Source organism: Psychrobium sp. MM17-31 (genome assembly GCF_022347785.1).
Taxonomy (GTDB): domain Bacteria; phylum Pseudomonadota; class Gammaproteobacteria; order Enterobacterales; family Psychrobiaceae; genus Psychrobium.
The window spans coordinates 383,370-404,745 of record NZ_JAKRGA010000003.1; the positions used below are offsets into that span (position 1 = coordinate 383,370).

Annotated in this window: 6 protein-coding genes; 2 read left to right on the forward strand and 4 right to left on the reverse strand. The window is 43.3% G+C overall.

Going from position 1 to position 21,376, the window contains the following annotated elements; translation table 11 throughout:
* The first annotated feature begins 122 nt into the window (after positions 1-122).
* On the forward strand, positions 123-3,209 hold the full coding sequence (locus tag MHM98_RS10585; RefSeq protein WP_239439244.1) for a PAS domain S-box protein: 3,087 nt from the start codon (positions 123-125) through the stop codon (positions 3,207-3,209).
* 122 nt (positions 3,210-3,331) lie between these two features.
* Complete coding sequence (moaC, locus tag MHM98_RS10590; RefSeq protein WP_239439245.1) at positions 3,332-3,808, forward strand: cyclic pyranopterin monophosphate synthase MoaC; 477 nt, start codon at positions 3,332-3,334, stop codon at positions 3,806-3,808.
* A gap of 57 nt (positions 3,809-3,865) precedes the next feature.
* On the opposite strand, the gene MHM98_RS10595 is transcribed toward moaC, so the two are convergent.
* The 4 genes from MHM98_RS10595 to hscB all read right to left on the reverse strand — a co-directional run bounded on the left by MHM98_RS10595 (position 3,866) and on the right by hscB (position 21,376).
* Positions 3,866-18,175 carry an Ig-like domain-containing protein gene (locus MHM98_RS10595; protein ID WP_239439246.1) on the reverse strand — a complete coding sequence of 4,770 codons (14,310 nt, stop codon included), beginning with the start codon at positions 18,173-18,175 and terminating at the stop codon, positions 3,866-3,868.
* Positions 18,176-18,534: 359 nt separating this feature from the next.
* A complete protein-coding gene (fdx, locus tag MHM98_RS10600) occupies positions 18,535-18,873 on the reverse strand; it encodes an ISC system 2Fe-2S type ferredoxin (RefSeq protein ID WP_239439247.1) in 339 nt (112 codons plus the stop codon).
* 47 nt (positions 18,874-18,920) lie between these two features.
* Positions 18,921-20,786, reverse strand: coding sequence for a Fe-S protein assembly chaperone HscA (gene hscA, locus MHM98_RS10605; RefSeq protein WP_239439248.1), 1,866 nt, complete (start codon positions 20,784-20,786; stop codon positions 18,921-18,923).
* A 62-nt stretch (positions 20,787-20,848) separates the two neighbouring features.
* The gene (gene hscB, locus MHM98_RS10610) at positions 20,849-21,376 is read right to left on the reverse strand and encodes a co-chaperone HscB (RefSeq protein ID WP_239439249.1); all 528 of its coding nucleotides are present in this window, start codon (positions 21,374-21,376) and stop codon (positions 20,849-20,851) included.

Consider the following 21,376-nt stretch of genomic DNA (forward strand, 5'->3'; position numbering starts at 1 on the left):
TAAAAAAATACGCTAGATTATAATTACTTGTATATTATGTGTTCGCTGTTAGTTTTTATCGTATCGCGATAACTACGTCCACGAGGAAGGATAGCGATTGTAGTTCGCGTAAATGGAATATTATGAATCAACACTCATCTACTAAAAATACCACCACACTCTCTGTTATTTTCACTGTAGTCATTACGGTCATTTTAACGACACTTTCAATATTCATAACTAGTAAACTTTATCAGAAAGCCAATTATTTGGATGATAAATGGACAGACTATCGCAATGTGTTGGTCAAAAAACAGCAAGTAAATGAGACCCTTTCAAATGCCTTTAGCGAGCAAGGATTATTAGGTGACATTCGTCGCTATGCTTTTGCCCCCAACAAGATCACCGAGAACCACATAAAATCAGAGCTCGAACGCTATAAAGAAACGCTCGTTGAATACCGTAATCTACCAGGTCTAAATGTTGTAGAAACTCGTTTGTTGATGACGGCAGGCGAAGAAATTACCAAACTTAAAAACTCGTTTTACTTAATCGTTAATTTCGCTGCAAAAGGACAGACGGAAAAATACAATGCCATTGGCGATTCTCTCTATGCAAGCCAAGGACAAGAAGCCGTCGATAAGCTGACTACGCTATCAACAGATCAATATCACGATGAAGCACAATATATTAGTGGCGTGATTAAAGAAGTGTCGCTACTCGTACTTTCTAGCTTGATCATTATTCCGCTCATAATGTTTTTGATCATCAATCACTGGCGAACAAGACATAATGTGAGCCGCGATATATTAGCGAAGCATAACCGCGAAGAACTCGATAAGATGTATCGCCACTCTTCAGTGCCAACACTGATTGTCAATCGCTCTGGCGATATTGTTAGTGCCAATGCCAAAGCATGCGAAATGACTGGCTACAGTATGAGTCATTTATTATCTAAACACTTAGAACAACTTGTAGTGAAAGCACCCGCGGCACTCTTAAATCAGATTATGTCACTACAGAGTAATCAAACCGCTAAAAACAGTTCCACCAAATTAATCACCAATAAAGGCGATGAATTTAGAGTTGAAATTGATATCACCCAAGTGATGGATGGGACAAACTTACTGTCGATAGTTTCGTTTACTGATGTTGAACAACAAGAAGTATTAAGAGAACATCAATCACGGATCTCCGCGATGTATGACTTTTCGCAAAATGTAAATGGCATTGGCAGCTGGCATTGGGAATTTGGCACAGACAACTTATTGTGGTCGCCAAAAACTTATGAAATATACGGCATTAAAGATACGGCGTCTGAGATTACGCAAGAAAAGCTACTTGCCGCGATTCCCAAAGACGAACGAGAAGATGTGAGCAATGCCATTAACGAGGCGGTGATTTTTGGTAATGATCTCAACATTAGCCATCACATTGAACTTCCAGACGGTGAGCGCCTGTTTGTTCACCAGCACGGTCACGTAACTTGTGATGACAATGGTAAAGCACTATTCATGCTAGGCACTATTGAAATTGCAGAAAAAGATTCAGAAAAAGCGATGATGCGCGACATGTCAGATCGTGTGTTTAATTCCTCCCTCGATGCGATGGCGATTACAAATCAACGCAATACAATTTTGAAAGTGAACCAAGCCTTCGTCGATATGACTGGGTTTAGTGAAGAAGAATCGGTTGGCCAACAATTATCTTCGATTAACCGAGCAACTTTCTTTGATCAATGTATTTACGACAAGATAAACAAACAAGTTAAAGAGAGTCATAGCTGGGATGGCGAATTGTGGAACGTTAAAAAAGATGGCGAGGTTTATCCGACCAATCAACACATCTGCGCCCTTTCATTTGAAAACGAAGAAATAAGCCGTTACTTGTGTACTTTCCGTGATATTAGCGACCACAAGGCGCTAGAAGAACGCATTATCAATAGCCGCGCTGTTGATCGCGTGACTATGCTCCCTTCTCGCTCTGTGCTGCAAGATCGTTTGAATCAGTCAATCAAACGCCATGAGCGTGATGGCCACAAGAGCGCTATCATCGTTATCTCTATCAAGCCGTTTTTAAAAGATATTAGCGAAGCAAACCACATAGCGGCAATTAAAGTCATGGCGCAGCGCATTACTCAAATCACCCGTGATCACGATACTATTGCTCGTTTCGGACGCCATGAGTTTGCAGTGTTGCTTGAAGGGCTAAATCTGGCGGAAGATGCTTATGTCGTTGCGGATAAGATTAAGATGAAAATCAATCAGTCCCTAACAATTAACGGCGCGACTATAGAGCCAGAATGTGCAATTGGTATTAGCTTACACCCATTACATGCCACAAGTGACGAAGCGCTGATTCAGTACGCTGATGCCGCGATGCAACAAGCTAAACTAGAACAAAACAGCGACATTCAAACCTTTAATCAACATATTTTGGGAATTTACAATAGCGAACAGCACCTCAATGCACAGCTTAAGCGTGCAATTGACCTTAAGGAGCTCGCGGTCAATTACCAACCTGTCATCGACTTTTCCAATCAACAAGTAGCACGTTGTATCGCTCATGTGCGCTGGCATCATCGCGCATATAATACGCAAGATACGAAGAAATTTATTGCTTCTGCAAAGCATGGCAGTTTAAGCAAACCATTGCATGATTGGTTATTAGAAAATTCCATTAAGTATGCGACACAATGGAGCAACTCAGGATTAGACAATTTAGAGCTGCAAGTAAAACTAGTCAATGATCAACTGGCAGAGCCTGGTTTGGCGCAACATATTAAAGATCTGTTAAATACCTATCAGTACTCACCTGCCCAGCTTGTATTAGAGGTAACTTACGATACTGTTCAATCAAATGAAATCGCCTTGGAAGAATTTAGATTGTTAACAGAAGCTGGAGTCAAGATTCTGGTGGTTAATATTCCAGATGATCCGCAAGCATTTGCATTGCTAAAATCTCATCATATTGCGCAAGCACATACCCATCGCATGCCGTTATCTGATCCTGAGCTATCATCTGATACAGCAGGCGACTGTGATCGAATTTTAGGTCAAATTAAAGAGATGGAAATTTATCCGAGTAATTTTAATTGGTCGCAACACACCTTCGTTAGCCAATTTAAAGATGCATCTACGCGGAAGCAACACAGTATGCTTGTGTGTGGCTCTATCGATACTCAAAATCTGATCGTACTTGGTAACAAGTTACTCAATACCACGACTTAATTACCTGCCGTGCGCACCTCTTAAAACACTAAGAGGTGCGACATTTATCCACTCTCCCCTTGAATTTCTACAGGTTGTAGGCAAACTACGGTCTAATTTGTACAGCAGCTCTGGAGCACACAATGAGTCAATTAACTCACCTGAATCATCAAGGCGAAGCCAATATGGTTGACGTTAGTAGTAAAGATAACAGCGTTCGAGTGGCGCGGGCTCAGGCATTAATTACCATGACACCAGAAACTTTAGCGTTAATAACGGACGGAAAGCACACAAAGGGCGACGTATTTGGTGTCGCGCGTATCGCTGGTATTCAAGCAGCCAAAAGGTGCAGTGACTTAATTCCCCTTTGTCATCCTTTAATGCTGACTAAGGTCGCTGTCGACTTCGAAATACTTGCCGATTCCAACAGTGTACGTGTAGAGAGTTTGTGTAAATTGACAGGTAAAACAGGTGTCGAAATGGAAGCCTTGACTGCTGCGTCCGTCGCGGCACTAACGCTATTTGATATGTGTAAAGCAAGTGACCCTATGATGGTGATTTCTGAGGTTAAAGTGTTAGAAAAACAAGGTGGTAAAAGCGGCCACTGGCACGCTAATTAACGCATAAAAAAGGCGGATATATTGCTATATCCGCCCTTGAACTATTCAATTTATTGTTTAATAAATAGTGTCCTGATCTAAGTCGTCCAATGACGTTGGTGGAGTTTCGCTACTTGTCGATTCTTGCGAGATTAATAACGCACCAGATGCGTCCTCACCCATTAATCCATTTAAAATAGTACTCGTATCAACAGTGCCATATACCTCTGATAAATCAACACCATCCAACACTATTGTTGAAGTCACTTCCTCACCACCATCGGCACTAATCAAGATGGTAGTGCCTTGTTCGTCGAAGTTAAAATCTAAATATTGACCTAAATTCTCAACTGATTCGTCAATTAATAACTCTGATAGGTCGAGCTTATCGAGATCAACATTGAAGTCCTTAATGGTGTCCAACAAGCCAGTGGCTTCAGTAAATACATAGACGTCTGATTCCCCTGTCTCATTGTGGTGCTCTGCGTTCACTTCTACTTCCTGATAAGCAAACCACACATCAGCCATTTGTTGCTCATTACCGTCGCTATCTGTATAAGTACCAGTTTCACCAATGATATTACCTTTATCATCAATGCTGGTTGACTCAGATTGCAGTGCAATTTCATTAACACCGGCTTGCGCTAACGTCAGCATTTCATCTTGTTGTGAAATACCATCAGAATTGCGGTCCTGCCATACTTGCATTTGCGACCACGCGTCATCTTGTGCGTTAAATACGCCATCGTTATTTGTATCCAGATCGCGCAGCGCGTCATAGCCATCTACCGCGCGTTGACCATTTGATTTAACAGTGTCTTGACCAATAAGCTCAGAAGCATTGTTAATGATACCGTCATTATTCACATCGCGAACCAGTAAACCATCGTCTTTGCCAACCCAACCAGTGGTTTCTTGCGTGCCATCATTGTCAATATCAAATGACACACCGTGCTCTAAGCCGAGAGTTTCAACGCCATCGCCATCTAAATCAAGGATAATAGGACAACGCGTCATACCAACAGTGAAGGTTACTGTGGTAATGCTACTGATAGCACCACCATTTGATTCACGTGTACTTAATGACAGCGTCATTTGATGTTCACTGGTTTCATTGGCATTAGCTTGAATTGTAAGGGTTGATAAGTTCCAGTCTGAAATATCGACTGAATTATTACCACTACTTGCCGTAAAGACATGGCTTGCATCGCTAGTATCTCGCAACACAAATCCATCTTTAATACCGCTCATCACTGCAATGAGTGACTCTGAACCGTCATCGTCAACTAGTTCAATCGTCGGCATTGTCACTGCGACTTGAACATTAGCAGCACCAGAAACATTAAGGGCATTCTCATCTACGATAACTCCCTCAGCAGTCTTGTCTTCTTGATATTTGACGGTTACTACAGCCGTATCAGTACTATTACCGTCTGATACCGTGTATTCGAACGTCGCAGTTCCTTTGAATTTATTGCCGGGCGTAAAAGTAATGGTTCCATCGTTATTAAGAACTACGTCCCCTTTAGTCAGCGAGTTAACTGCCACTACCTGTAATGGATCACCATCCTGATCAACGTCATTGGCTAATAAACGTCTTTGGTCGAAAGTAAATACGTGGTTAAAATCGATACCTGGCCCGCCAGTATCCGTAGCAATTAAATCATTTTCAGCAATCACAGGATCATTTGCATCTGCGATTTCTACTCTAAAGATTTCATTAGACTTACCGCCACCATCGACTTTACGTTGCACGATAACGTCCATGAACTGCTGATTTTCAAAGTCGATTTGCGTCGCGTCACGTACAGTGACTAAACCTGTGTTAGGATCTATTTCGAACGGTCCGTTAGTCAATTTCTTGCCATTTTTATCGACAATACTGTAAGTAATATCGCCTTCAAGATCGTTAAGATCAGCTTGAATACCCACTTCAGCGCCGTTGGCAACATCTTCTGCTAACGCGTTAGTAATAATAGTAATATCGTTAAAGGCAAGTTGTTCAAAGTTAGTGTATTGATCGCGTACTGACTGCGATGCAGCTTCCCATTGCGCTAAGGTTTGATTTAGTCGAACCGCGTCATGACCATCACCACCGTCTGCTGTACCAGTAAGCCCCGCTTCTAATTTAAGATAATCACGGCCACTTCCCAGATCAAAATTGGCGTAAGATGCTTTCGCAACTGTGACAAAATCATCGCCAGCTCCTACTTCAACATCAGTTAAATAACTACTGCTTGGGCCCACTTGCTGCAAGCTAAAGGTATCATCACCACTACCAGAGGTAATATTTAATCCCATAGCATTGCCAGTAATGGTCAACGTATTATCACCGTTACCTAAATCAAGCTGATCATCTCTGCTATTTGTATGTAGGGTTGACTCGAGTGTAACCACATCATCGCCATCCCCCATGCTGACATAGCGTGTATAACCGCCGACATCGAGCGTATTATCACCATCACCTAAATGGACACTTGTTGCATAGCCTGTGATATCAATAACATCATCGCCGTCGCCTGCGTTAACAACAGTACTCACGCTTGAACCTGCACTAAAGTGATTGTTGCCATCACCAAGGTCGACACTCGTAGCCGTTGTACCGATAGTCACGGTATCGTTATCTTTACCAAAGGTCATTTGGCCAGCGACACCAGCAGTCGTTGTAAACTCGTTAGCGCCATCCCCCAAGCTGATACTACCGGTAACACTGCCAACAGTTACAACATCTTTGCTATCACCAGCATTAATATTGCCATTAACGCTATTGGTTACATTTAATGTATTTCGACCATCGCCTAGATCCACACTCGCCGCATAGTTAGCGACAGAGACATCATCATTACCAGCCCCTGTATTAATTGCAGCGGCAAATCCGTTGTCAATTTCGATGGTATCGTGACCAGCACCTGTGTCGATAGTACCGTGAACATTTGAGGTGGTTACTTTCAGAGTGTCATCACCCTCACCTAAATCAAAGTTAGCGTAAGCAACACCTGTAACCGTCACCGTATCTCGTCCCGCACCAGTAGTGACATCAGACATATAACTCGTCGATGGGCCAATCTGTGCGAAGTTAAGTACATCGGTGCCAGAGCCAGTATTGACATTAAGCCCCATCGCACTGCCAGTAATAGTTAATGTATTGTCGCCATCGCCAAGATCAAGCTGATCATCACGGCTGTTCGTGTGAAGCGTTGAGCCCAAAGTCACCACATCATCACCACTACCTGTACTCAGGTAACGCGTATAATCATCAACCGTTAATTCGTTGTCACCATCGCCTAAGTGGACTGTTGTTAGATGGCCTCCAACATCAACAATATCTCGATCTTCTCCTGCATTGACTGATGTAACATTAGCGCCTGCGGTAAAGCGATTAATGCCATCGCCTAATGTTACATCAGTTGCACCTGCTCCTATGGTGATGGTGTCATCACCATCTCCTACATCAAGGCGACCATTAACATGTGCATCGACAATTAACTCATTGTTGCCGTCACCTAAATCAATTGATGAAGATGCTGAGCCTATCTCAATAATATCTTTGCCACTTCCCGCTGATAACGCACCATTTACAGCGCCTTCCACGTCTAAGGTATTATTACCATCACCAAGAGAAATTGTGGCGGCGTATTGGCCGATAGTGACTTCGTCATTACCATCGCCAGTGCTAACATTTGCGGCAAAGCCATGTGTAATTTCTACAACATCGTTACCGGAGCCACTATCGATGGCACCATAAACATTCTTATTAGTCACTCGTAAAGTGTCATTGCCTTCGCCAAGATCGAAATTAGCATAGGCTTCATCGCGCACTGTAATAGTGTCTTTACTAGCTCCAGTAGTGACATCTGTCATATAAGACATTGATGGGCCGACGCGGAATAAGTCCAAGGTATCAGTGCCATCACCAGTATTAATATTTAGGCCCATTGCGCTACCAGTAATGGTTAAAAAGTTATTACCATCGCCTAAATCAAGTTGATCATCTCGGCTATTGGTATGCAGTGTAGAATCAAGCGTGACTCTGTCGTGACCATCGCCAGTTGATAGGTATCGGGTATAACCGCCCACATCTAATACATTGTCACCATCTCCAAGATGGACTGTGGTTGCATGCCCTCCGATGGTGACATCGTCTTTGCCTGAACCGCTGATAATAGAAGCGACTACGCCACCAGCACTAAAGGCATTTTCACCATCACCTAAGTCAACATTATTTATAGCAGCGCCTATAACCGCCGTATCGTTGCCATCACCGAGCGTTAAATTGCCACTAATGCCTGCATCAACAGTTAACTCATTTACACCATCGCCTAAGTCAATCGATGAACTTGACGAGCCTATATTAACCACATCATTGCCATCAGCTGCCGTTAACCTGCCATTGATAGCATTTGTCACTGTTAAGGTATTATTGCCAGCGCCAAGATCGACGGTCGCTGCGTAGTTACCAACCGTGACTTTATCATCGCCACTGCCAGCATTAATATCGGCGCTATAGCCTTGGGTAACTTTGATAACATCGTCACCAGCACCAGCATCGATAGTCCCAGTTACGTTACCTGTTGTAACGTTAAGTTTATCGTCGCCGTCGCCTAAGTCGAAGTTGGCGTATGCAAGACCCGTTACCTTAATTTGGTCATCACCAGCGCCAACACTTACATCTGACATGTAGGAAGTTGATGGACCAATTTGCGCAAAATTAAGAATATCTTGACCACTTCCAGAATTAACATTTAACCCCATAGCCGCGCCAGTAACAGTTAATCTGTTATTGCCATCGCCTAAATCGAGCTGATCGTCTCTGCTGTTGGTATGTAATGTGCTACCTAGCGTAATAACATCATCGCCGTCGCCAACACTCAGATAACGCGAGTAACCACCGATAGATAATCTATTGTCACCATCTCCTAAGTGAATGTTACTCATCGCGCCGCCGATAGTTACAGTATCATCACCATCACCCGCGTGAACTGAAGTAGCAGTATTTTCTAGCTCAAGCTCATTATCGCCATGCCCTAAATTGATAGCTTGCGCACTAGCGCCAATATCAACTGTATCGTCGTTATCGCCAAGGGTGAGATTTCCTGATAATCCACCGCTGACTGTAAGCTCATTATCACCAGCGCCTAAATCCACAGTGCCCGCGGAAGCAACAGTAATAATATCTTTACCATCTAACGCTGTAATACTGCCGTTAACTGCGCCTTCGACAGTCAGTGTATTATCACCACTGCCTAGATCTACCTGCTGCGTATATTGCTTAACTGTCACAGTATCTGAACCAGCGCCTGTGTCGATAGTACCAGTAACATAGCTATTGGTGATATCTAGCGTATCGTCACCATCACCAAGGTCAAAATTCGCGTAAGCAATGCCTGACACGGTCACAATGTCTTGACCCGAGCCAGTCTCAACATCCGTCATGTAAGATGTGGATGGGCCTAACTGCGCAAAAGAGAATACATCATTACCACTGCCTGAGGTAACGTTAAGTCCCATCGCCGCACCAGTAATAGTTAATTGATTATTACCATCGCCTAAATCGAGTTGGTCATCGCGGCTGTTGGTATGAAGGGTTGAGCCTAAGGTGACAACATCATCTCCTTCTCCCATGCTTACATAACGGGTGTAACCACCGACGGTAAATACATTATCGCCATCACCAAGGTGAGCTGTCGTCACATGACCAGCTACATTAATACTGTCGTCACCAGCGCCAGAACTAATGCTTTCAACTTGAGCCGTGGCATTAAGTTCATTCCTGCCATCACCAAGGTTCACTTGCGCAGCTGCACTGCCAATATTTACCTCATCATCACCGTCACCGACCTTGATATTGCCAGCAACACCTCCCGATACGGTTAGCTCATTGTCACCATGACCTAAATTAATCGTACTGCCAGCCGAGCCGATATTCACAATATCCTGCCCATCACCAGCACTAAGAGCACCATTGACTGCGTTGGTTACATCAAGATTATTATTACCGCTACCTAGCGCTACTGCGCCTGTATAATTACCAACAGTTACGCGATCATTACCACTTCCTGTGTCAATATCGCTAGTAAAGCCATTGCGAATATCGACAATGTCATTACCTGCACCAGTGTTAATAGTGCCATGAACATTACCTTGTGTCAGTGTTAATACGTCATCACCAGAACCAAGTAAAATATTTGCGTAAGCTTGGCCAGTAATAATCACTTCGTCATTGCCAGCGCCAGTTTCAACATCACTCTTATAAGACGTTGAAGGTCCGATTTGCGCAAAGTTAAGCTCGTCGTTACCACTGCCCGTGGTAACATTTAGGCCCATTGCGGATCCCGTAATAGTTAAGGTGTTATTACCATCCCCTAAGTCCAGTTGGTCATCGCGGCTATTGGTATGTAACGTGCTACCAAGGGTAACGATGTCATCACCATCACCCGCTTTCAGATAACGGGTATAACCGCTTACAGTTAATTCGTTATTACCATCACCTAAGTTAGCGCTAGTTAGATTGGTCGATACCGTGACTATATCGTCATACGCCGCTAGCATTAGCGCCATATCGGTACTTAAGTTATGGAACTTACGATTGCTAGAGCTAACTACACTAGCGCCTGATTTGAAGTTAATTCGTTCGAAATTAGAAACGTAATTCTGAATATTTTGATAATTATTATTCCACTGATTACGAGTAATATTGAGGTCGAGCACATCATCGCCATCGCCGCCGTCGATATCTGCGGTGATCTTGCCTTTAATGGTAACAATATCATCACCGCTGCCAGCATCAATCTCACCGGTAACACCGTTGCCAATGACAATCTCATCATCCCCCTGCCCAGCATCGATAGTACCGATATTCTTGGCAAGCGTTAGCTCATCATCGCCTTCGCCTAAATTAATATGCTGATAGCTGTTGTTACTAATGGTAACGATATCGTTTTCTTTACCCGCGTTAATATCTGCTTGCGAGTGACCTTCAATGACTAACGTATCGTCCTCAGTACCGAGGTTTACTGCGTGAGTTTGATTACCAGTAATCGTAATATGATCGTTGCCCTCGCGGGTAGATAAGCCACCCTGTTCTACTTCTGATAATACAAGCGTATCATCGCCGTTTGAAAGCTGTGCGGCGTCGACAATAGGAAGCTCTAGCTCGTTACCATCGTTAAACTTAATTAGACTAAAATTAGTAACGGCTTGTTGGATGCCTTGATAATTTGCCTGCCATTGAGCGAGTGAAATATTCAGGGTTAGCGTATTGTGTCCCGCACCGCCATCAATTTCACCTAATACATCACCATCAATAGTAACAACATCATTACCATCACCTGCGCTAATCTTGCCAGCAACATTGCCGCCGATGCTCAGACTGTCATCACCAGCCCCCGCATTAATATTATTAGCGTTACCCGTGATATTAACGATATCGCGATTAGCGCCTACGTTAATATCACTATTGGCATTGCCGGTAATAGTAATTGTATCGCGCTCACCACCAGCACTGATCTTGGCACTACTGTCACCACTGATATCTAGGGTGTTATTGCCAGCGCCTAAAGTAACCTTGTGCTGTTGATCGCCTATGATATTAACTTTATCATTACCACCAAGCGTATTAAGTGCAGCGTTAGTATCGCCGTCAATAATGACATCATCATCACCAGCGCTTAATACCGGCATAGAAGGCGTTACTTCGAAGTTTTCTATTTTGGTGCCGTCGTTGAAAATTAACGTTTCAAAGTTTTGAATAAATGATTGAATATCATCTAAATTCGCATCCCAATCGGCACGAGATAGAGCAAGTGTAATGCTGTCATCACCGCTTCCACCATCAACAATAGCGCTCACACTACCAGCAATGATAATGCTGTCATTACCTGAGCCGAGTGACACCTCGCCAGTACTGTCGCTTTCTATATCGACAGTATCGTTACCAGCGCCCATATCAATGGCATCGCTATTGCCCTTGATTGTCAGCAAATCATTACCACCATTGAGACGAATTACCGCTACCGCATTCCCTTCAATAGTCACTGTGTCGTTATCATCTATTGCAGTTATAGTTGCATTGCTATCACCATCAATAGTTAATCTATTGTTACCTGAGCCAAGATTAATCGCACCGCTGTTATCATTTTTGATCTCAACATCATCATTACCGCCACCGCTATTTACCGTCTTCGAATTAGCGGTGTTTAACGTGATTTCATCGTTACCATCAGCTGTATTAATCCCCGTTAGTTTAGAGGCGACATGTGCTTGATTAAGATTTAACGACTCGCCATCGCTAAAATGAAGCTGCTCAAAATTTAGGACTAGATTTTGAATGTTGCCAACGTTGTTCAGCCATGCTTCTTTAGACATATTTAGAGTAATGGTGTCATTGCCTAAGCCGCCATCAATTTTATTGGTCACAGTACCTGTCATGACGACTTCATCGTCGGTGTCAGACAACAACATTCCTGCTGCGGCGATGCCTTCAATGCCCAACTCTGCCGAAGGTCCAGCGATTACATTCACGGTAAAGGTTTCTTTCGAGGTTGAGTTATCTGTACTTGTGGCAATAACGGTAACCGACAACGTTGGATCGACTCTGCCGTCTAACAGCGAGCTATCCTTAATCGAAATAACACCTGAGTTTTCATCAATTTCAAAAATGCCAGCATCTTGATCTTTTTTACTCAACGAGTAAGTGACTTGGTCATTAGGATCAGCATCGAATGCTAATGCGGTAATTCCAACAGCCGAGCCGTTAGCCGCATGCTCTAATACCGCATTAGTTAGTGGACTAGCATCGAATACCTTGCCGACGTTATCACCAACGTTTTCAACGGTTAAGTTAAATTGGCCGCTGCGACTGGCACCTTCATTGTCTACGGCAAGAATCGTAATGATATCTTGGCCAAAGTAATTGGTATCAGGCGTGTAAACAATATCGCCATTACTCAGAATTTCGACTTGACCGTGAGTCGCACTAACATTTGATTTATTGATATCGATAGCGCCATCTATATCTGACAGGTTACCAACAACCGTCTGTATTGAGTCCTCAAGGACATTAGTTTCAATTTGGGTAATAACCGGTTTATCGTTAACACCTGTTAGATTGAAAGAGACATTGGCTTTATCAGAATCTTCACCGTCTGACACCGTATAGTTAAATTGGTAAGACTCTTTATCACCATTTACAAGAATGCCGTAAGCTTCAAACTTAATTTCTCCACCTTCAACCCAAGCTTCGCCGACATTAACACCATTCTGTTTAATCACAATTGGCGTATTTCCGTTTATCTCATGATCATTGATATGCGTGATAGTTAATGGGTCGTTGTCTAAATCAATATCATTGGCTAAGACATCGATGGTCAGAGTTTTATTTTCTTTAGTACCAGTGTCTGGCAGATGATCATCTTGAGCATCGGGAGCGTTATTTATATTGTTGATAGTCAATTCTATCGTTTTAGGTACTTCTGCCCCTGCTTCATCGCGCGCAATAATGGTAACGGTATCTTGACCGTCATAATTGGCATTTGGCGTGTAAACAATATCGCCATCGCTCTCGATAAACACCGTGCCATGAAGCGCCGAAATCTCACTATTAGCGATATCTAAATCACCGTCTATGTCATCAATATGGCCAATGATAATTTCTTGTGAATTTTCATCTAGCTCAGTTGTGAGCACTTCGATAACAGGAAGGTCATTAGTACCAATCACGTAAAACGTGACTGTTGCACTATCTTGTGCTGGATTATTGTCATCGTCTAAGAAGCCATCAGTGATGGTGTAATCAAAGGTAAGCTTGAGACGCTCTCCCTCTTTAAGGCTATCCAAGGTTGAGTTAGGCTCAAACTTGATTTCACCATTGACTACCCTGAGTAGCCCAACGATATCGCCATCGGCGTTGCGAATAGGAACTCGTTTATCGCTATCGACGACATTTACATCATTGATGTGGCTAATACGAAGTGTGTCACTCGCATCAGGATCGCTATCATTCGCTAATACATCAATAGTCAGTGCGTTGTCTTCATTGGTGGTAATAACATCTTGAAAATCGTGGCCGCCAACCACGGTAAAGTTATCGATAAACGCTTTTTCGTTCTTGGCATTAGTCGCTGCTTTAAAAGATGCCGTTAGCTTGCCTTCAGAATCTAGTTTAACTGCAATGCCATTCGTATTTTTCCAAACGCCATTAGTGTGTTTATTATTAACTGTGACGTCATTAAAGTTCCCTATTATACGATCACCATTGGCATCCCATTTATTTGTGCCGCGAGCCTTATAGGAGATAATAACCGTTTGTCCAGCGTGTTCTTCCCCAAAATCAAACACTTTAGTCGCTGTTTTTTGCTTGGCTATCTGCAAAGAATTATATAGCCTTCTTCCGCCTTTCCAGCCTTCCAAATTAGATTGAAAAGTATCTATATCGAGTCGCTGTCCTGAATTGCTAATACCGGGATCATTAACTGCAATAGGTGCGCTATTGGCATAACGTTGATGTGTTGTCTCTTGCTCACTGACAATTTGATTACCTGAGACGTCAATGCCAGTTGCTTGTACTTTAAATTGCGTATCGAGGATTAAATCATCGGTAGAAACATCTTCGATGGTCCACGTTAAGCCATCGCTATTTACACTTCCTTGATATTGCTGACCATTAATGGTTGCTGTTACTTGATCACCTGCTTCAAACTCACCTGTAACGCCACCTGTAATATCAGTTAACTGATTAACTTCCGTTTTATCGATAATATTGTTTGCCGTGATATTATCGATACTAACTGAACCAACTCCGTGACGGTCAATGGTTAAAGACATTGATGATTGCTCAATGTTATTACCGTCATCGGCTTTGACGAAAACTTCGTGTGTTCCGTCGGCAATAGGGCCAATAAGAATATTGTACTGGCCATTACCAGCAATTTTTCCTTGGCCGACAATGTTGCCATCGATAATGATTTCAATGTCAGCTCCCGGCTCACCTGTACCAGTGATTACCGGACGATTTTGAGAAGTAATATGATCAGAATTTGATTCACCACTATCGCTATTGGGATGTAAATCGATAGTTGGGTCAACCATTTCATCTAAAACGACGGTCGCGCTATCAATCACAGGAGCCAGCGCACTGCCATCAGAAGCGCTAACTTCTAAATTTAGCGTTGTGATATCACCTTGGTTGTCATTAAGCGCGTCAAACCCAGCTTGAGTCAGGGTTACAACGCCGGTGCTAGAATTTATCTCGACATACCCTTGCTCATTGCCAGAAACAATGGCGTAAGTAATATCATCACCTTCAGGATCTTGCGCCGTGAACCGTGCAACCACATCACCAACACTGGCAGTCATCTCGATTGCTAAACCGCCCTGAGATGATGTAAAAATTGGCGCCTCATTTACATCTTCTACATTCACTCTGAAGGTATGAGTAGATGTAGAACGATCAAAAGACTCAGCGATAACGCCTATGTCAAAGAATGCATTGCTTTCATAATCGATATCTCCGACTACCGTAATGACACCGCTAGTAGCATCAATGGCGAAGATACCAGCGCTTTGTGCTTCATTATCAAGACGGTAGGTAACAGTATCACCATCTTGATCTGTTGCGCTTACTTGAATACCTACTTGAGTATCAACAGGGCTATTCTCTGCGACGCGATTAAGTGCTGGGTTAATATCGGTTATCGCACTAACATCGTTATCGGTATCACCGCGAGTTCCCAATCCCCCGGCACCGTTTTCATTATCACCGACGTTAATGGTGAAAGTATTGGTTGCCGAGCTGCCATCGGATGATGTTGCTATAACGGTTACATCATGTGATTGTGCTGTCTCATAGTTAAGATCACCTATTAATGTGATAACTCCGCTAGTCGCGTCGATTGCAAATAAGCCAGCAGCTAGGTCTGTAGCGCTCAAAGAGTAAGACACTGTATCCTCTGCATCCTCTTCGGCAAACGCTTGAATACCAACAGCAGTTCCAGCTAGCGCATTTTCCGACACTAAATTTTGGCGAGCAAATTCCGTAGAATCATCAATGTCGATCGGTGTGGCTACAGCATTTCCGACAACATTAATCTCAAAGGTTGCACTGCTCGATGAGCCGTCAGTACTAGTCGCTATAACCTGCGCTTGATAAACATCACCTTTCGAGCCTAATTGAGCCACGTTATCTAAAAAGATTTCCCCTGTATCTGAATCAATTTTTAAAAGGCCATTTAACGTATCAACTAGGCGATAAGTAACGTCATCACCATCTTGATCCATAGCATTCGCCGTAACTCCGGTGTAGCTGTTCGTTTGAGCATTTTGGGCCACTTGATTTACGCTAGTATCAACGTCTTGAACAGGCTCGATAGTATGCTCGGTTGGATGCTTGATGATGGTATCTGACACACTCCCTAGGTTACGCGCCTGATCTCGTACTTCCATGACGACGGTTAGTTCGCCGTCGTTCAAACTAGAGACATCGATATTATTAGCTTCTAACGCACCAGCAACTAGAGAAAAGTCAGTACTTGGGATAATTATTTCATTGGTGCCATCAGTGATACGGATAGACACAATGGTGCCATTAGTCTCAACACTGCCCACTAATGAAATACTGTCAGCTTCGCCGTCGTTAATGTATTCATCGTCTTGAACAAAGCGAATTGCATTGCCCTGTGGATCTGGCGAGCCATTTTCACCGCCTGTTGCGCCAGGGGCAGTAGTATCGATATTAACGACAAACGGCTCACTACGCTCACCTCTATTGCCAGCTTTATCGGTTTGAATAGTTGTAAACTGATGAGCACCTTCGGCTAAAGGTGTGGTGATTTGATACTGCCATTTACCGTCATCGTCTGCTGTCACTGTCGTAATAAGGTTATTGTCACCGTCATATAACTCAACTGTTGCCCCAGCTTCGGCATCAACACCATTAATTAGCGGTAATGTGTCATTAGAATAATCGCCATCTTCTACGATGACATCACTTGGGCTGGCATCATCGATAATATTGAAACGCGCCGCTAACGGCGCGGTAATATCATAAGTAAAAACGATGTCGCCGCTGGCAACGCTTTGATTGCCCACATTATCCACCACAGTTGCGCGCAAACTGTATTGACCGTCAGCTGTCGAAGCAGTTAATAAAGAGTCAAACAAATCAACGCGCATGATGCCATCGTCAATATCATGCTGGGTTATTTGATACTGGGCGAAAATTGGAATGCCATTAGCCCCTTCAATGTATACGCGGAGTTTATCTCCAGCAACGCTACCTAGTGGGATCGTTGCGGTGAAAGGAATAGCATCTCCTTCGTCAATACTTAGCATATCGGCGCGGTTAATATAGGTATCGCCACTCGCTGGCGCTATTTCGATTAAATCAATTGATGGTGCTAAATCTTCGCCATTAGCTCCCTTTCCTTCCCCTGGCGCTTCTAAATCGACATAGAATGTAAAAACATCACTTGGCGGACTTACTGTGCCAGTAGTATTAACTACCCTCGCAGAAATTGTATACGTTTGCTCATGTAATAAATCTTCACTTGGAACTTTAACCTCAACAGTATCTCCCGGTACTTCACCTGGTTGTACTTTATACTCAGCACTCTCGACGAGGTTGCCATCTTGATCTCTAAGGCTGATGTAAACGGTGCCGCCGACGGCAGTGATTTGAGGTAGCACAACCTGAATATCTAAACCATTTGACCATTCCGTTTTGTTGACGCCGCCGTCATCGGCTTCTGGTACTAAAATAATTGGGAGTTCAGGAATAGCAGAAGACGGAGTCAGCGAAATAACATTTGAAGGTGATGAAGTATCTTCAGCGAGCGCTGCACTAATCGTTACTTGAGAAGTTATGTCTACGAGCGTACTAGGAACTACAACTTGCAGTTGATTATCAGCAATTGCAGCTGAATTCGCAGGTATCAATAGCTCGCTTGTCTGAGCATCGTTAGTTAATCGCAAAGAAATCACATCGTCAACGGATAGCGGCTCGCTGCTTGCTAACGTTAACAAAACATCTTGGCTTTCTAACTGCGCGTCGATAATTGATAAAGATTGCTCCTGAGCAGATCCTTCGCTTGCTTGCTCACGAAAACGCTCCAGATACTCAGCGATCTCGTTATTTGTTGGCTCAATGTCACCGATGGCAGATATCGACATAGTCTTACTATCAAGTTCAAGAACAGATAATACTGCATTGTCGATTTGAGAGACCTTGCGAACACTACCATCAGACATTAACAAGGTGACAGATCCCTGCTCTGCAAGTTGTATATGTTCATCTTGCGCGATCTCAGTACCAATGGCTAAGGAAGTTAAGTTGTTCTGGGCTGGATTTTCAATATCAATAACGAGGGCAGCAAGCGAGGTTTGATAGCTGTTCATGGTACGGGTCCTTTACTCTATACATATCTGTTGACCCTCCCCAATACACTGAACGACCACCTTGAAGAAAGAACAGAATTCTTAAATCCTCCGATCATTTTTAACAATAAAACTAAGTAGTTAGATTGATTCAAGATCTGGACGTCAGGATTTATCTTAAATTAACAGTGGCTTAACTTTACAAGCTAAGCCAATCTGGAGCAATAAAATGGCTATAAAACCAGCACTTATAACTAGTCAAAAATCCGAATCTAATACCAAATCTAATACTATTACTTACAATTAATCACATTTAGCTCAGACATAAAAAAAGCAACGAGCTAGTCGTTGCTTTTTCATAAAAATTTAGCTGTTAAAAATTAGTGATTTTCAGAGGCTAAATTAATGGTGTATTTTGGAATTTCTACCACAAGATCTTCATCGCTAATAACTGCCTGACAACCAAGACGAGATTCTTGCTCTAAACCCCAAGCTTTATCTAACATATCGTCTTCAAGCTCATCTGACTCTTCTAACGAATCGAAGCCTTCACGAACGATCATATGACAAGTCACACAGGCACAAGATTTCTCACACGCATGCTCTACGCCAATACCGTTTTCTAATGCGATATCTAATAATGTTTCACCTTCACGCGCTTCAACCACAGCGCCTTCTGGGCACAGCTCTTCATGAGGTAAAAATATAACTTTAGGCATTGTTCACTCCTAACAATGACGTACCTTTACGCCATCTCAATTCAAATTTAAATATCGTCTACTGACTGACCAGATAACGCGTCGCGAATCGATTGATCCATACGCTTAGCAGCAAAATCACTACTTGCCGTATCACAATCGCTAATCGCTTGTTTAATCGCTTTAATATCACCAGCTTCAACTGCCTGCTCTAGCGTTGACATCGCATGACGAATAGTTGCTAATTCTTGCTCATCAAGTAACTGACCGTCGGCGTTAATTGCGCTAACTAAGCCCTCAAGTACCCGTGAAGCTTCAACTTTTTCTTCGGCTAACATACGAGCATCCATATCGCCTTTCGCATGAGTCATCGAATCTTTGATCATCTTAGCCACTTCATTATCGCTAAGACCAAATGATGGTTTCACTTCGATTGACGCTTGTACACCACTGCTCTTTTCCATCGCGCTAACGCTTAATAGGCCATCAGCATCGACTTGGAAAGTCACGCGAATATGCGCCGCGCCCGCCATCATCGGCGGAATGCCGCGTAGCTCGAAACGCGCTAGTGAACGACAGTCTTCAACCAGTTCACGTTCACCTTGCAAAATGTGCAGCGCCATCGCCGTTTGACCATCTTTAAAGGTGGTGAACTCTTGCGCTTTAGCCACTGGAATGGTGCTATTACGGTGAATCACTTTTTCCGTCAAACCGCCCATGGTCTCTAAACCAAGGGATAACGGTAATACGTCTAGCAGTAACATATCTGACTCTGGTTTATTACCTGCCAAAATGTCTGCTTGAATTGCCGCGCCAATGGCCACAACTTTATCTGGATCGATGCTGGTTAATAGCTCGCGATCAAAATAGCTACTTACTTGCTCGCGTACTAATGGCACACGGGTAGAGCCGCCAACCATTACCACTTGCCCGACTTCCTCAACGGATAAGTCAGCGTCGCGCATGGTGCGGCGACACGCCATAATAGTGCGTTTAACTAACGGCGCGATTAACTCGTTAAATTGCTCACGCGATAATTCACCTTGCCAACTAGTGCCACATGGTAAATCAAGGGATAATTTAGCAACTTTTAAGAAACTTAATTGCTCTTTAGCGTCACAGGCAACGCGGGTAATTTCACGTTGCAGTGCAGGCGAATGCTCACCAGTATAACCAGATTGCTCGATAATCCATTGGCTAACACAGGCATCAAAATCATCACCGCCTAATGCCGAATCACCACCAGTCGCTAATACTTCAAATACTCCTTTATTAAGGCGTAAAATTGAAATATCGAAAGTACCACCGCCTAAGTCGTAAACGGCGATTACGCCCTCTTCGTGGCTGTCTAAGCCATAAGCAATAGCAGCAGCGGTTGGCTCGTTAAGTAAACGTAATACTTTAAGGCCGAGTAACTGAGCCGCATCTTTGGTGCCTTGACGCTGTGCATCATCAAAATAAGCAGGCACAGTGATAACCGCACCAACCAAATCACCACCAAGCGATTCTTCAGCAAGCGCTACTAGAGGGCGCAAAATCTCGCTTGAAACTTGAATTGGGTTAACTAAGCCTTGGCGCGTGTCGATATTAATTAAGCCGTTTTCTGTTGGCTTTAAAATATATGGCAATTCATCATGCTGCGCTTTAATGTCGTTGAGAGTACGTCCCATAAAACGCTTAACCGAAACCACCGTATTAATGGCATCGCTAATCGCGTGAAGCTTGGCGTCATGATGCGCTTCAATGCCATTTTCGCCGTAATGCACAATCGATGGGAAAGAATCGCGACCTTGATGATCGGCTAACGTAACCGCTTCACCACTGCGTACTGTGGCAACAAGAGAATTGGTAGTACCTAAATCGATACCAACCGCTAAGCGGTGTTCATGAGGAGCCGTGCTTTGGCCCGGCTCTGAAATTTGCAATAAGGCCATAATTAAGTCTTTATCAAATGAATTGCCAATATTTTAACTCGAACTCTACAGTGGATTCGAGCTTAAAAATCAAATAGCTTGTCTTCTAATGCGATAGCTTCTTGCGACAACTTAAGCATAAATTTAAGCTTGCGTACTTCATCACCTGCTTTCTCGAATGATGCTTGATCGCCGGTGGCAAATAATTGTGAAAATGAACGATTAATCGCCTTGATATAGCCGTTAACTTCGTCTTGAAAGTCCATTAATGCGCTTTCAGGATCGCCAGCGCTTGGAATGTCTTCTAAGGCTTCACGCAGCTCCATTTGCTGCATTAAAAACATAGGATCTTTTAGCGTTTGCGTTTCGTGGGCTAATTCAACGCCATTAAGCGATAGAATGTGCTGGGCGCGAGAGTCAGTATTTTTTAATACGTCAAAGCCATCGTTGATTTGAGCGGCTTTTTGCACAGCCATCAAGCGTTCACGCTCGGTAGCATTGGCAAAATTGTCAGGGTGAACATGACGTTGCAGTTCAAGGTATTTTGCTTTTAACTCGCCAACATCAAGATCGAATGACGTTGGCAGCGCAAATAATTCAAAATAATTCAT

Bases quoted from the DNA above. Each gene is read 5' to 3' on its own strand.
- MHM98_RS10585 (WP_239439244.1), top strand. From the start codon at position 123: ATGAATCAACACTCATCTACTAAAAATACCACCACACTCTCTGTTATT.
- moaC (WP_239439245.1), top strand. From the start codon at position 3,332: ATGAGTCAATTAACTCACCTGAATCATCAAGGCGAAGCCAATATGGTT.
- MHM98_RS10595 (WP_239439246.1), bottom strand. From the start codon at position 18,175: ATGAACAGCTATCAAACCTCGCTTGCTGCCCTCGTTATTGATATTGAA.
- fdx (WP_239439247.1), bottom strand. From the start codon at position 18,873: ATGCCTAAAGTTATATTTTTACCTCATGAAGAGCTGTGCCCAGAAGGC.
- hscA (WP_239439248.1), bottom strand. From the start codon at position 20,786: ATGGCCTTATTGCAAATTTCAGAGCCGGGCCAAAGCACGGCTCCTCAT.
- hscB (WP_239439249.1), bottom strand. From the start codon at position 21,376: ATGAATTATTTTGAATTATTTGCGCTGCCAACGTCATTCGATCTTGAT.